The organism is Pseudomonas sp. F9001 (assembly GCF_013385435.1).
Taxonomy (GTDB): Bacteria; Pseudomonadota; Gammaproteobacteria; order Pseudomonadales; family Pseudomonadaceae; genus Aquipseudomonas.
This window is the reverse complement of the sequence record NZ_JACAPX010000036.1, coordinates 125,965-139,880: the sequence shown is the minus strand read 5'-3', so window position 1 is coordinate 139,880 and position 13,916 is coordinate 125,965. Positions and strand designations below refer to the sequence as shown.

The following is a 13,916-nucleotide window of genomic DNA, read 5'->3' as shown; positions in this document are numbered from 1 at the left end:
TGACACGCCGCCTTCGCGAGCAAGCCCGCTCCCACAATTTAGATCCGACCCATTCAGCCAATCAGTCGCTGCCACCAGCTTCCTGAACAGACTTTTCAAAACCGCACTATATTGGTGCGATACGCTGCACCCTTCCCACTTACGCAACCCATTTTGGTTCGAAACTTCCCGTCCAAGCTGGCAGAACGCCACAGTTTCGCGCCTTAAGCCCCCATTTCAGGGCTTTAACGCTTCTTTTCGGAGCTTTGGTTTGGTTTTTGCATTTTCCTTGTATCAGCGTGTGCCTCAAGCCCGCGCCTTGCTCCAAAAGAGGTCCTAATGACCATCAGCGACGCACTGCACCGCCTGTTACTCGACAACCTGACCACCGCGACCATTCTGCTCAATGACGAACTGCGCCTTGAGTACATGAACCCGGCGGCGGAGATGCTGCTGGCCATCAGCGGGCAGCGCAGCCATGGGCAATTCATCAGTGAGCTGTTCACTGAGTCGGCCGAGGCCTTGAGCTCGTTGCGCCAGGCCGTGGAGCAGGCGCACCCGTTCACCAAGCGCGAAGCGATGCTCACCGCCCTCACCGGCCAGACCCTCACCGTCGACTACGCGGTAACACCGATCCTCAGCCACGGCGCCACCTTGTTGCTGCTGGAGGTGCATCCCCGCGATCGCCTGCTGCGCATCACCAAGGAAGAGGCGCAGCTGTCCAAGCAGGAAACCAGCAAGATGCTGGTGCGCGGCCTGGCCCATGAGATCAAGAACCCCCTGGGCGGGATTCGCGGTGCCGCACAGCTGCTGGCCCGCGAGCTGCCGGACGAAAACCTCAAGGACTACACCAACGTCATCATCGAAGAAGCCGACCGCCTGCGTAACCTGGTAGACCGCATGCTCGGCTCCAACAAGCTGCCGTCGCTGGCAATGACCAACGTGCACGAAGTGCTGGAGCGGGTTTGCCAGTTGGTGGAGGCCGAAAGCCAGGGCTGCATCACCTTGGTGCGCGACTACGACCCGAGCATTCCCGACGTATTGATCGACCGCGAGCAGATGATCCAGGCGGTGCTCAATATCGTGCGTAACGCCATGCAGGCCATCAGCAGCCAGAACGAGCTGCGCCTGGGCCGCATCAGCCTGCGCACCCGTGCCCTGCGCCAGTTCACCATTGGCCACGTGCGCCATCGCCTGGTAACTAAGGTCGAGATCATCGACAACGGCCCCGGCATCCCTGCAGAACTGCAGGAAACCATCTTTTTCCCAATGGTCAGCGGCCGCCCGGACGGTACCGGGCTCGGCCTGGCCATTACCCAGAACATCATCAGCCAGCACCAGGGTTTGATCGAATGTGAGAGCCATCCCGGTCACACCACCTTCTCGATCTTTCTGCCACTGGAACAAGGAGCCCCATCGACATGAGCCGTAGTGAAACTGTCTGGATCGTCGATGACGACCGTTCTATCCGCTGGGTCCTGGAGAAAGCCTTGCAACAGGAAGGCATGACCACCCAGAGCTTCGACAGCGCCGACGGGGTGATGAGCCGCCTGGCTCGCCAGCAGCCCGATGTGATCATCTCCGACATCCGCATGCCCGGCGCCAGCGGCCTGGACTTGCTGGCGCGGATTCGCGAGCAGCACCCGCGCCTGCCGGTGATCATCATGACCGCGCACTCGGACCTGGACAGCGCTGTCGCGTCCTATCAGGGCGGCGCCTTTGAATACCTGCCAAAACCGTTCGACGTGGACGAAGCGGTGGCGCTGGTAAAACGCGCCAACCAGCACGCCCAGGAACAGCAGAACCAGGAAGCCCCGCCGGCCCTGACCCGTACCCCGGAAATCATCGGCGAAGCGCCGGCGATGCAGGAAGTGTTTCGCGCCATCGGGCGTTTGAGCCACTCCAACATCACCGTGCTGATCAACGGCGAGTCGGGTACCGGTAAAGAGCTGGTGGCCCACGCCCTGCACCGTCACAGCCCACGGGCGGCGTCGCCGTTCATTGCGCTGAACATGGCGGCGATTCCGAAAGACTTGATGGAGTCGGAACTGTTCGGCCATGAAAAAGGCGCGTTCACCGGTGCGGCCAACCTGCGCCGTGGCCGTTTTGAACAGGCCGACGGCGGCACGCTGTTCCTCGATGAAATCGGCGACATGCCGGCCGACACCCAGACGCGCTTGCTGCGGGTCCTGGCCGACGGCGAGTTTTATCGGGTAGGCGGGCACACGCCAGTCAAGGTCGACGTACGTATCATCGCGGCGACGCACCAGAACCTGGAAACCCTGGTGCACGCCGGGAAATTCCGTGAAGACTTGTTCCACCGCCTGAACGTGATCCGCATCCACATCCCACGGATGTCGGACCGTCGCGAGGACATCCCGACCCTGGCCCGTCACTTCCTCAGCCGCGCCGCCCAGGAGCTGGCCGTCGAGCCGAAGCTGCTGAAAAGCGAGACCGAGGAATACCTGAAGAACCTGCCATGGCCGGGCAACGTGCGTCAGCTGGAGAACACCTGCCGCTGGATCACGGTGATGGCTTCGGGGCGCGAAGTGCATATCAGCGACCTGCCGCCTGAGCTGCTGAGCCTGCCGCAGGATTCGGCACCGGTGACCAACTGGGAGCAGGCACTGCGCCAATGGGCCGACCAGGCCCTGGCACGTGGCCAGTCGAACCTGCTGGACAGCGCTGTGCCGGCTTTCGAGCGGATCATGATCGAAACCGCCCTCAAGCATACCGCTGGACGTCGTCGCGACGCCGCCGTGCTGCTGGGCTGGGGCCGCAATACGCTGACACGCAAGATCAAGGAGCTGGGGATGAAGGTCGACGGTGGGGATGATGATGAAGGTGATGAGGCCTGATCCACTGAAGATCTAATGTGGGAGCCGGGCTTGCCCGCGATGGCGCTGTGTCAGTCACTGGATTTATCGACTGACACAGCGCCATCGCAGGCAAGCCAGCTCCCACATTTGTTTTGTACCAGACTAACGACCGTGCACCGCTTCAATGCACCACGAACCGGCATCGCGCACTTATCCAACGCCTGAAACACATGCCTTGTTAAGAAAATATTAAAACCCAAAAAAGCCAAAGCCCCGTATTCCGGGGCTTTGCGCTTTCTGAAGAAATTTTTTGGCGCCACTTCGCAATTCTGGCACGCGCCCTGCAATAACCCTGTCACTACCCAGTTTCGGGGACCTTGGTACAGGCAGGCCGAGAATCCCCTCTTTAACACCCGGGGTGCTTGATGCGGATTGCGTCGCGCCCCACACCCGTTTCGGGAACCTCGGTACAGGCAGGCCGGGGATTCCCTCTTTAACACCGAAGCCTTTGGCTTCACCCCGTTTTGGGAGCCCTGGTACAGGCAGGCCGGGAACTCCCTTCTTTACACCCGGGGCTTATGAGGCAACGCGCCCATAGCCCCAGCCCGTTTTGGGAACCTTGGTACAGGCAGGCCGGGGATTCCCTCTTTTATTGCTCCTGGAGATGGATCTCCACCCGCCAGCGTCCATCGGCCTTCTCTCCCGACCACTCCCCGCGCAACGGCCGAGCCGCCACCAGGTTCAGCAGCAAGCCGCCATCGGTCTTGCGTACGCGCCAGTTCACATCCTTGTCATTGACCTTCAATTGGCCGCCCTGGGCCTTGCCAAGCGCATCGAACAGCAGCGCCACGGTGCCGTCGATATGCTCGCCGTGCAGCTTGGGTTCGCTGTTGAACCACACCACCAGGCCATCGGCGGCGGGCTCTACCTGCTGCAGCTCAACCGGGTCTGGCGTGGTCAGCCGGCCGATCATCAGGCCTACCATCAAGCCGACAATCGCCAACGAGCCTAAAACCCGTGGCAATAGCTTCGGCCTGGGGTCTTCTTCAGGGGTAGAATGCAGCGCATCTTTGCCTTCGGAGCCGTGCATGTTTCACGTCATCCTTTTTCAACCAGAAATTCCGCCGAATACCGGCAACGTTATCAGGCTGTGCGCCAACAGTGGCTGCCACCTGCATTTGATCGAGCCCTTGGGTTTCGACATGGACGACAAGCGCCTGCGCCGCGCCGGGCTGGACTACCACGAGTACGCCACCCTGCAACGCCACGCCGACCTTGCCAGCTGCCTGGAAAGCCTGAACCACCCACGGTTGTTCGCGTTTACCACCAAGGGTTCGCGGCCGTTCCATGATGCCAGCTTTGCCGAAGGCGACGCCTTCCTGTTCGGTCCGGAAAGCCGCGGCTTGCCGGCAGACGTGCTGGACGCCCTGCCAGACGGCCACCGCCTGCGCCTGCCGATGCGCGAAGGCTGCCGCAGCCTGAACCTGTCCAATACCGTGGCCGTCGCGGTTTACGAAGGTTGGCGGCAACTGGGGTTCAAGTAACACTGCATAACGAATGTGGGAGCGGGCTTGCTCGCGAAAGCGGAGTGCCAGTCAACGAAGATATCGACTGAAGTACCGCTTTCGCGAGCAAGCCCGCTCCCACATTGGATCGGCGTCGTTGCTCAGAACAGCTTACTGAACCGTTGGCGAGCCTTCCTGTTGCATGCGCTGCAGCTCTTGCGCATACAGGGCATCGAAGTTCACTGGAGCCAGCATCAGCGCCGGGAACGAGCCACGGGTGACCAGGCTGTCCAGGGTCTCACGGGCATACGGGAACAGGATGTTCGGGCAAAACGCGCCCAGGGTGTGGCTCATGGACGCTTCGTCCAGGCCCTGGATCAGGAAGATACCGGCCTGTTGCACTTCAGCGATGAAGGCCACTTCTTCGCCGTTCTTGACGGTGACCGACAGGGTCAGCACGACCTCGTGGAAGTCACCTTCCAGGGCCTTCTGACGGGTGTTCAGGTCCAGCGCAACGCTCGGGGTCCATTCCTGACGGAAGATGGCCGGGCTTTTCGGCGCTTCGAACGACAAGTCACGTACGTAAATACGCTGCAGGGAAAATTGTGGGCCTTGAGCTTCTTCTGCTGCCGCTTCGGTGTTCTGTTGGTCAGTCATCGCAGATCCTTCGTGATCTTGGGGTCTTTTAGGGGTTAGGAGTCAGACGTGAAGCAGCGCATCCAGTTTACCGGCGCGCTCGAGTGCGAACAGGTCATCGCAACCACCGACATGCTTGTCACCGATCCAGATCTGCGGCACGGACGTGCGTCCCGCTTTCTTGGTCATCTCGGCGCGCACCTGGGGCTTGCCATCAACCTTGATCTCTTCGAAGACAACGCCCTTTTTCACAAGCAGGGCCTTGGCCCGCATGCAATAAGGGCAATAATCGCTGGAATAAACGACAACCTGGCTCATATCACTTCACCAGCGGCAGGTTATCGCCACGCCAGCTGGAAATACCACCCGACAGTTTGGCGGCGTTGAAGCCGGTTTTCAGCATCTCGCGGGCGTGGGTGCCGGAGTGCTGGCCCTGGGCGTCGACCAGGATAATGGTCTTGGCCTTGTGCTTTTCCAGCTCGGCCAGGCGCGAAATCAGTTTGTCCTGGGGAATGTTCAGCGCGCCGACAATGTGACCGGCGGCGAAATCCTTGGCGGGACGAATGTCCACCACTACGGCCTCATCCTTGTTGACCAGGGCGGTCAGCTCGGACGTGCTGAGGCTGCGGCCACCGCGGCTCAATTCGTGAGCGATCAGCAGCGCCAGCAGTACGACGAACGCACCAGCGAGCAAATAGTGGGTAGTGGCAAATGCAATCAGGTGATCAACCATCAAGGAGGTTCCAGGGCGTTAAAATGGCGGTAAGTATACACAGCCGTCATGGTCGGCCAACCCCCGTAAAGCGGTGACGTGGTCGGAACTTCGCTTTAAACTGCCACTCCCTTTTCTATTCCCTTCATTCATTACCGCCGCGAGAGGATCTATGACTACTACGCCTAAACCTTTGGTCCTGATAATTCTCGATGGCTTCGGACACAGTGAAAGCCACCACGACAACGCCGTGTACTCGGCCAGCAAGCCAGTACTGGACCGTCTGAGCGCTACCGTTCCGAACGGCCTGATCTCGGGCTCGGGCATGGATGTTGGCCTGCCGGACGGCCAAATGGGCAACTCGGAAGTCGGCCATATGAATCTCGGTGCCGGACGAGTGGTCTATCAAGACTTCACCCGCGTGACCAAAGCGATCCGCGACGGTGAGTTTTTCGAGAACCCAAACATCTGCGCGGCAGTGGATAAAGCGGTCAAGGCCGGCAAGGCCGTGCACTTCATGGGCCTGCTGTCGGACGGCGGCGTCCACAGCCACCAGGACCACCTGATCGCCATGGCCGAACTGGCCTTCAAGCGCGGCGCCGAGAAGATCTACCTGCACGCGTTCCTCGACGGCCGCGACACCCCGCCGAAAAGTGCCCAGTCCTCCATCGAACTGCTGGATGAAACCTTCAAGACCCTCGGCAAAGGCCGCATCGCCAGCCTGGTTGGCCGCTACTTCGCCATGGACCGCGACAACCGCTGGGACCGCGTGGCACAGGCCTACAACCTGATCGTCGACGGCCAGGCCGAATTCAACGCCGCCACCGCCCAGGAAGGCCTGGAAGCCGCCTACGCCCGTGGCGAGAGTGACGAGTTCGTCAAGGCCACCACCATCGGCGAACCGGTCAAGGTCGAAGATGGCGACGCCGTTGTGTTCATGAACTTCCGCGCCGACCGTGCCCGCGAGCTGAGCCACGTATTCGTCGATGCCGGCTTCAAGGACTTCGAGCGCGCCCGCCAGCCGAAAGTCGAATTCGTGATGCTGACCCAATACGCCGCCAACATCCCGGCCCCGTCGGCATTCGCCCCGGGCAGCCTGGAAAACGTGCTGGGGGATTACCTGGCGAAAAACGGCAAGACCCAACTGCGCATTGCCGAAACCGAGAAATACGCCCACGTGACCTTCTTCTTCTCCGGCGGTCGTGAAGAACCGTTCCCGGGTGAAGAACGCATCCTGATCCCGTCGCCGAAAGTCGCCACCTACGACCTGCAGCCGGAGATGAGTGCCCCGGAAGTCACGGACAAGATCGTCGACGCCATCGAACACCAGCGCTACGACGTGATCGTGGTCAACTACGCCAACGGTGACATGGTGGGCCACAGCGGCAACCTGGAAGCGGCGGTAAAAGCCGTGGAATGCCTGGACCTGTGCGTCGGCCGCATCGTCGACGCGCTGGAAAAGGTGGGCGGCGAAGCGCTGATCACCGCTGACCACGGCAACTGCGAGCAAATGTCCGACGAATCCACCGGCCAGGCCCACACCGCCCACACCACCGAGCCGGTGCCGTTCATCTACGTCGGCAAACGTGACTTTAAAGTACGTGATGGCGGCGTGCTGGCCGACGTGGCACCGACCATGTTGATGCTGATGGGGCTGGAGAAGCCGAAAGAGATGACTGGCACTTCGATTCTGGTCTGACACAGTTCAGGGGTTGCTCAAAACAGGCAGCCCGTCAATAATGGACTCGAGCGCGAAACCAGTTGCCTCCAGCGGCGATAACTGGCGTAGGAACCCCGCAGATGGCTGGATATCCGCGTAGGGTGAGACCTCCACACCCCTGCTTGAGGGTGTGTATATGAATATCAAGCAAGCACTACTTAGGGCAGTTCGAAAGAGCTGCCCTTTTCTTTGGGCGTCACAAAAGCTCGTAACGCTTGTAGAGCAACTCACCATGACGATGCTTGTTCAAGGCCTTGGCGTCTGTCTGCATGAAGTTCCACAGCACATTGCCAGCCTGAATATTGACCACCACCAGCATCTGCCTCCTGGATTCATAAGCCCCAATGAATGCTAAACGAGCGGAGCAATCGCTATAAGCAACACGCCATATTTCCAGAGGCCCCGTCAATGTGTCCAAGGCGAACCTGACATAACGCTCTCTGGCGTCCTGCCGCTTTTCAACAATGTGCTGCAGACAACTGCGCCTGATCGCTATTTGCCCCAAAGGCGAGGCAACTTCCACTTCCGAACAGCTCGAATGGGCAATGCCAAAATGCATTGCGACTATATCGATGGCCGCTTCGACATCGTTGCCGGCGGCCACTTCCTCAAGTGGACGCGCTCGCAAGGCCCGATCCAGACTACGAAGGTCGGGAAGCCCATAATCAAGCCACGTTTGCTGGCCTTTTGACTCGTGAATACAAGGCATTACTGACTATGCCGACCGTCGGATTAACAGGGCCGAAGAGTCTATTCCGAGCGCAAATGCACCTTCAGGGTGGAGCATTTCAAGGCATTTCGCGAAGCACACAAAACAACTGCAGAAGCACGACACGACGCTCTCTACCGCTCGTCGCCTTCAAAGGGCTATGGGACTTGCCCACAATTGCTTGCAGAATGCGGCCACTGGGCACCTAACTTGCCTGCCAAGCCGAATTGGGCGTTTTTTTTGCAGCGCTTGGCGGGCATACTAGGCCGTCCCTTTCCCTGGTGTCGCCCGCCTCTATGCTTCGCGCCTTGATTACCCTTGCTCTTGTCTGCCTGCTCCAACCGGCGTTTGCCGATGAGCGCGCACAAACCCAACAACAGTTGGACGCTACGCGTCAGGACATTACCGAGCTGAAGAAGCTGCTCGGCAAGCTCCAGGAAGAGAAGTCCGGCGTGCAGAAAGACCTGCGCGGCACGGAAACCGAGATGGGCAAGCTGGAGAAGCAGGTCCAGGAGCTGCAAAAAGAACTAAAGAAGAGCGAGTCGGAACTGGAGCGACTCGACGCTGAGAAAAAAAAACTCCAGAGCGCCCGCGTTGAACAGCAACGCCTGATCGCGATCCAGGCCCGCGCCGCTTACCAGAACGGCCGCCAGGAATACCTCAAGCTGCTGCTCAACCAGCAGAACCCGGAAAAGTTCGCCCGCACCCTTACCTATTACGACTACCTGAGCAAGGCCCGCCTGGAGCAACTGAAAAGCTTCAACGAGACCCTGCGCCAGCTGGCCAACGTCGAGCAGGAAATCGCCAACCAGCAGTCGCAGCTGCTCGACCAGAAAACCGCCCTCGACAGCCAGCGCGACGAACTGGACAAGGTCCGCAAGGAGCGCCAGCAGGCGCTGGCCAAGCTGAATGACGACGTGAAGGCCCGTGACGCCAAGCTCCAGGCCCGCGAGCAAGACCAGGCCGACCTGGGCAAAGTCCTGAAAACCATCGAGGAAACCCTCGCTCGCCAGGCCCGTGAGGCAGAGCAGGCGCGGCAAAAAGCGCTGCTTGCCCAGCAGGAAGCCGAAAAAAAGCGCGAGCGTGAAGCCGCCGAGGCAGTCGCCAGCGCCACTACCGACGCCCCGGCCCCGCGTAAACCGGCGCGTGCAGCGCCTGGCCCGCTGGTTTCCAGCGCCGGCGAATCCTTCGGCGGACCTTTTGCTTCAGCTCGGGGCAAACTTCCATGGCCAGTTGATGGTCGATTACTGGCACGCTTTGGTGAAACCCGTGGCGATGACACCCGCGCCAAGTGGGACGGTGTGATGATCAGTGCCGGTGCCGGCACCCAGGTCCACGCTATCCACGGCGGCCGTGTGGTATTCGCCGATTGGCTGCGTGGCGCAGGTTTGTTGGTGATTCTTGACCACGGTAATGGCTATTTGAGCCTTTACGGCCACAATCAAACTTTGCTTAAAGCGGCAGGTGATGTTGTAAAAGCCGGTGAATCCATCTCCACTGTCGGTAACAGTGGTGGCCAGGACACCCCGGCGCTGTACTTCGCTATTCGTCAGCAGGGCCGCCCGAGCGACCCGGCACAATGGTGCCGTACCCAAGGATAAGGGTCGCATCTACATTAGGAGTTCGTTCGACATGCTGCATTTGTCCCGCCTCACATCGCTGGCCCTGACGATCGCTCTGGTGATCGGCGCGCCTTTGGCATTCGCCGACCAGACCGCCCAGTCGGCCACGGCCGCGACCACCAAGGCCCCGCTGCCGCTGGACGAGTTGCGCACCTTTGCCGAGGTCATGGACCGGATCAAGGCCGCTTATGTCGAACCTGTGGACGACAAGACCCTGCTGGAAAATGCCATCAAGGGCATGCTCAGCAACCTTGACCCGCACTCCGCCTACCTGGGCCCGGAAGATTTCGCCGAGCTGCAGGAGAGCACCAGTGGTGAATTCGGTGGCCTGGGCATTGAAGTCGGCGCCGACGACGGCAACATCAAGGTCGTTTCGCCGATCGATGACACCCCTGCGTCCAAGGCCGGCATCCAGGCCGGTGACTTTATCGTCAAGATCAACGGCCAGCCGACCCGCGGCCAGACCATGACCGAAGCCGTCGACAAGATGCGCGGCAAGATCGGCCAGAAAATCACCCTGACCCTGGTTCGCGACGGCGGCACGCCGTTCGACGTGACCCTGACCCGCGCCACCATCACGGTCAAGAGCGTGAAGAGCCAGCTGCTGGAGTCGGGCTACGGCTACATCCGTATCACCCAGTTCCAGGTCAAGACCGGCGACGAAGTGGCCAAGGCCCTCGCCAAGCTGCGCAAAGACAACGGCAAGAAACTCAGCGGCATCGTGCTCGACCTGCGTAACAACCCGGGCGGCGTGTTGCAGGCCGCTGTGGAAGTGGTCGACCACTTCATCACCAAGGGCCTGATCGTCTACACCAAGGGCCGTATCGCCAACTCCGAGCTGCGCTTCTCGGCCACCGGCAACGACCTCAGCGAAGGCGTGCCGATGGTTGTGCTGATCAACGGCGGCAGCGCCTCGGCTTCGGAAATCGTCGCCGGCGCCCTGCAAGACCAGAAACGCGGCGTGCTGATGGGCACCACCAGCTTCGGCAAAGGCTCGGTGCAAACCGTGCTGCCGCTGAACAACGAGCGTGCCTTGAAGATCACCACGGCGCTGTACTACACGCCGAACGGTCGCTCGATCCAGGCCCAGGGCATCGTGCCGGACATCGAAGTGCGCAAGGCCAAGATCACCAACGAAGCCGACAGCGAGTTCTACAAGGAAGCGGACCTGCAAGGCCACCTGGGCAATGGCAACGGCGGCGCCGACCAGCCGACCGGCAGCGGCTCGAAAGCCAAGCCGATGCCGCAGGACGACGATTATCAGTTGGCCCAGGCGCTGAGCCTGCTCAAGGGCCTGAGCATTACGCGCAGCCGTTGATATGCGCCGTGGACTGATCATCGCTTTGCTGTGCTGTCTGGCGGGTGTCGCCCAAGGCAACCCCGCCAGTGCAGCCCCCGCTGAACACAAAGCCTACCTGACCCTGATCATCGACGACCTCGGGCAAAACCTGCCCCGGGATCGTCGTGTGCTCGCCCTGCCCGGCCCGGTGACCACGGCGATCATGCCCGACACCCCCCACGCCGCCGAATTCGCCCGCGAAGCCCACAAGGCCGGCAAGATCGTCATCCTGCACATGCCCATGGACCCGGCCACCGGCCCGTTCGCCTGGCACCCCGACCTGCCTATCGAAGAGCTGGGCAAACGCCTGGACGCGGCCTTCAAGGCAGTGCCCTACACCGCCGGCATCAACAACCACATGGGCAGCCGCATGACCGCCCAGCCGGAGGCCATGGCCTGGTTGATGGGTGAGCTGCAACGACGCCACAAGTTCTTCGTCGACAGCCGCACCAGCGCTAAAACCGTCGCCGCCGCCGAGGCGCAAAAGATTGGCCTGGCCAGCGTCTCGCGGGATGTGTTCCTCGACGACGAACGCACCGAAGCGGCCATCACCACCCAGCTGCAGACCGCGATCAAGCTGGCCCACAAACAGGGTTCGGCGGTGATGATCGGCCACCCTTATCCACAGACCCTGGCGGTACTCGAACGTGAGCTGCCCAAGCTCAAGGCCCAGGGCGTCGAGTGGATCGATATCAAGTTGATGATCAGCCTGCGCAGCAACCAGGCCATGGCCGGGCACGGAAAAAACGGCACTTACCGCTAGTGCTATATAGCTACCGCGCCTGACCGAGCGGACTCTTCGATAGTGGATCTTCGTATCCACTGGAGAGTCTGTAGATGAACTCACTGCAATACAAAGACCTGCTGATCAACTTCACCACCGAGTTCGTTCCTGTATGGAACGACAAAGGCACTCGCGCCGAGAAACCCGTGACCTTCTGGCGCCCGAGCACATCCTCCGACGCGCTGGGCAACTTCGTCCCGCTGGGTGATGTGGCGGTAGCGGGCTACCACAACATCAATCAACTGAACATCGTCGCTGTTGTCAGCGAAGTTGACCGGGAGAATGGCACCGCCTTGCGTCCCCCCGTCGACTTCGAGAGAGTCTGGGAACACTCGGGACCAAGGGCACGCGCCAATTTCTCAATCTGGCGGCCCACCGCTCCAGAAGGTTATGTGGCGATGGGGCTGGTCTGTGGCCTCGGTAACGACAAACCACCACGCAGTACCATCCGCTGTGTCAGAGAAGACCTGGTGACTCAGGCCTATGTCGACCAATTGATCTGGAGCGACCAAGGCAGCGGCGCCCACCGGGACTTCAGCGCCTGGGGTGTCTCCCCGTCGCAAGCAGCTCCTGGCCAAGCCTACCTGGCACCGGGCACCTTTACCGGCGCCGAGGGCTATGCCAAGCCAACCAGGCAAAGCCCGGTGCACGCCCTGCGGCTGGACCTTGCGCTTCATTCCGAAGATTTGCCGCCACTTTCACCCGAAATGGCACCAGGACGCACGATGCCGGAGCAGGTAACAGAGGGCATTCATGTGTGCGAACTGCCCTGGTTTACCGTGAACGACCCGACCCTGACGCCCCTGGAAAAACTGCAAACCTGCCCGGTATATCGGTTGAAAAGAATCGACCAGTACAGCTTGGTGGCCAGCGGTCAAAACACCACGCCAGCAAGCCAAACCTTCAGTTGGGTATTCGCAAAAGGAGAGATCAGTGACTTCTCCATGGGCCTGCGCTCCTTGACCGGCGTCGATATAAAGGCTGCCTGGGCACCCCGGCATCCGTTGAGTATCAGTGCCAACCTCAATCGCGACTTCACGCATACGGGCTTGACCGCACAAGGCTGGGAACGGGAGGGCGTGGCGGATGTGATGGCTTACATCCCGGCGAATAAATCCATCGCTGCCTACCTGGTCAAAAGCCGATACGAGCTATTGCGGGCTGACGGCAGCCAGCTCGGGCCAACCCTGACCTATGCCAGCGGAGATAACGTCTACTTCAGCGAGCTGCTGCAACCTGAAGCGGCGGTTACTGCTGTTGAGGAGCCAGAGGAAGTACCAGCAGAGGTGCCCGAGCCCACAGAAAACAACCTAGAGATAACGCCCCATGATTTCATCGACGACACCCTCCTGCCGTAACTGATCGAGGGCCGCCTGGAGTTTCGCCACTACGTCATCCGGCACGTTTTTGTTCAGCGCCAGGTACAGCTCCGCGCTGTTGAAACGCAACACAGTCTTGAGCCCGGTCACCCCGACCTGGCGTGCCAGATAACGGCCCGCCGGGTCCCCGGTGGCCCACAGGTCGATCTGGCCATCCACCAGCTTTTTCGCGTTGTCCTGATCCCGCAACACGATCACCGGCTTGAGCCCCTGCTTCTCCAGGCTCTCGGCGATGGCGTCGCCCTTGTAGGCGCCGATCTTGTAGCGCCGCGCCTGCTCAAGGTCGCTCAGCTGGATCTTGCTGTCAGCCTTGGCCAGCAGCACCCAATCGTCCGGGCCGATGGGGCCGACCCATTTGAACAGCGCCTCACGGTCCGGCAAGCGCGCCATCACGAACACGCCGTAACCGGGTTTTTCCAGGGCGAGTTTGTAGATCCGGTCCCAAGGGAACCGCAGGGTCAGGTTGTAGGAAATACCGGCACGCTGGAACGTCTCGCGGACGATGTCCACGGCAATGCCTTCGATGTTCTCTTCCTTGGCGAAGTTCTTGCCGTTTTTCGCCATGTTGTACGGCGGGAAGTTTTCCGTCAGCAACACCAGGGAAGCGCCGTCGGACGGTTCATCAGCGTAAGCCGAACCCGTCAGCAGAACGGTGGTACTGGCGAGGGCGAGCAGCAGGTCTTTGAACATGAAAGTTACCGGAATCCATGGC

At 60.6% G+C, this 13,916-nt stretch carries 14 protein-coding genes; 8 read left to right on the top strand and 6 right to left on the bottom strand.

Going from position 1 to position 13,916, the window contains the following annotated elements; all coding sequences use genetic code 11:
• Nucleotides 1–318 precede the first annotated feature (318 nt).
• The gene (gene glnL, locus HX818_RS27020; RefSeq protein WP_003218001.1) at nt 319–1,404 is read left to right on the top strand and encodes a nitrogen regulation protein NR(II); all 1,086 of its coding nucleotides are present in this window, start codon (nt 319–321) and stop codon (nt 1,402–1,404) included.
• Nucleotides 1,401–2,837, top strand: a complete 1,437-nt coding sequence (ntrC, locus tag HX818_RS27015) for a nitrogen regulation protein NR(I) (protein WP_008435682.1) — start codon at nt 1,401–1,403, stop codon at nt 2,835–2,837. Before glnL ends, ntrC begins: the two co-directional genes overlap by 4 nt.
• Before the next feature lie 610 nt (nt 2,838–3,447).
• Here the strand turns inward: ntrC and HX818_RS27010 are convergent.
• Nucleotides 3,448–3,888 (bottom strand): hypothetical protein, encoded by a 441-nt coding sequence (locus HX818_RS27010; protein ID WP_003218005.1) that lies wholly within the window; start codon nt 3,886–3,888, stop codon nt 3,448–3,450.
• On the opposite strand from HX818_RS27010, the gene HX818_RS27005 reads away from it, so the two are divergent.
• Nucleotides 3,887–4,342, top strand: coding sequence for a tRNA (cytidine(34)-2'-O)-methyltransferase (locus HX818_RS27005; protein WP_003218007.1), 456 nt, complete (start codon nt 3,887–3,889; stop codon nt 4,340–4,342). The two genes, HX818_RS27010 and HX818_RS27005, sit on opposite strands and share 2 nt — an antisense overlap.
• Before the next feature lie 132 nt (nt 4,343–4,474).
• On the opposite strand, the gene secB is transcribed toward HX818_RS27005, so the two are convergent.
• The 3 genes from secB to HX818_RS26990 are packed head-to-tail and all read right to left on the bottom strand — an operon-like array spanning nt 4,475 to nt 5,672.
• On the bottom strand, nt 4,475–4,960 hold the full coding sequence (secB, locus tag HX818_RS27000; protein WP_003218009.1) for a protein-export chaperone SecB: 486 nt from the start codon (nt 4,958–4,960) through the stop codon (nt 4,475–4,477).
• Nucleotides 4,961–5,002: 42 nt separating this feature from the next.
• On the bottom strand, nt 5,003–5,257 hold the full coding sequence (gene grxC / locus HX818_RS26995; RefSeq protein ID WP_003218011.1) for a glutaredoxin 3: 255 nt from the start codon (nt 5,255–5,257) through the stop codon (nt 5,003–5,005).
• Between the two features lies 1 nt (nt 5,258).
• Nucleotides 5,259–5,672: a rhodanese-like domain-containing protein gene (locus HX818_RS26990; RefSeq protein WP_003218014.1), complete on the bottom strand. Its 414-nt coding sequence runs from the start codon at nt 5,670–5,672 to the stop codon at nt 5,259–5,261.
• A 151-nt stretch (nt 5,673–5,823) separates the two neighbouring features.
• Here HX818_RS26990 and gpmI point away from each other — a divergent pair, with 151 nt between their 5' ends.
• A complete protein-coding gene (gene gpmI, locus HX818_RS26985; protein ID WP_003218015.1) occupies nt 5,824–7,350 on the top strand; it encodes a 2,3-bisphosphoglycerate-independent phosphoglycerate mutase in 1,527 nt (508 codons plus the stop codon).
• 217 nt (nt 7,351–7,567) lie between these two features.
• Here gpmI and HX818_RS26980 read toward each other — a convergent pair whose 3' ends face one another.
• Nucleotides 7,568–7,999, bottom strand: a complete 432-nt coding sequence (locus HX818_RS26980; RefSeq protein ID WP_256344182.1) for a PBECR2 nuclease fold domain-containing protein — start codon at nt 7,997–7,999, stop codon at nt 7,568–7,570.
• 377 nt (nt 8,000–8,376) lie between these two features.
• On the opposite strand from HX818_RS26980, the gene HX818_RS26975 reads away from it, so the two are divergent.
• From HX818_RS26975 to HX818_RS26960, 4 genes are all read left to right on the top strand, one after another.
• Nucleotides 8,377–9,681, top strand: a complete 1,305-nt coding sequence (locus HX818_RS26975) for a murein hydrolase activator EnvC (RefSeq protein WP_003218021.1) — start codon at nt 8,377–8,379, stop codon at nt 9,679–9,681.
• Between the two features lie 31 nt (nt 9,682–9,712).
• Nucleotides 9,713–11,020, top strand: a complete 1,308-nt coding sequence (locus HX818_RS26970; RefSeq protein WP_003218023.1) for a S41 family peptidase — start codon at nt 9,713–9,715, stop codon at nt 11,018–11,020.
• A gap of 1 nt (nt 11,021) precedes the next feature.
• The gene (locus HX818_RS26965; RefSeq protein ID WP_008435686.1) at nt 11,022–11,804 is read left to right on the top strand and encodes a divergent polysaccharide deacetylase family protein; all 783 of its coding nucleotides are present in this window, start codon (nt 11,022–11,024) and stop codon (nt 11,802–11,804) included.
• A gap of 74 nt (nt 11,805–11,878) precedes the next feature.
• Complete coding sequence (locus HX818_RS26960) at nt 11,879–13,183, top strand: Vps62-related protein (protein ID WP_177021044.1); 1,305 nt, start codon at nt 11,879–11,881, stop codon at nt 13,181–13,183.
• Here the strand turns inward: HX818_RS26960 and HX818_RS26955 are convergent.
• Nucleotides 13,136–13,894 carry an ABC transporter substrate-binding protein gene (locus HX818_RS26955; RefSeq protein ID WP_003218028.1) on the bottom strand — a complete coding sequence of 253 codons (759 nt, stop codon included), beginning with the start codon at nt 13,892–13,894 and terminating at the stop codon, nt 13,136–13,138. The two genes, HX818_RS26960 and HX818_RS26955, sit on opposite strands and share 48 nt — an antisense overlap.
• Nucleotides 13,895–13,916: the final 22 nt, after the last annotated feature.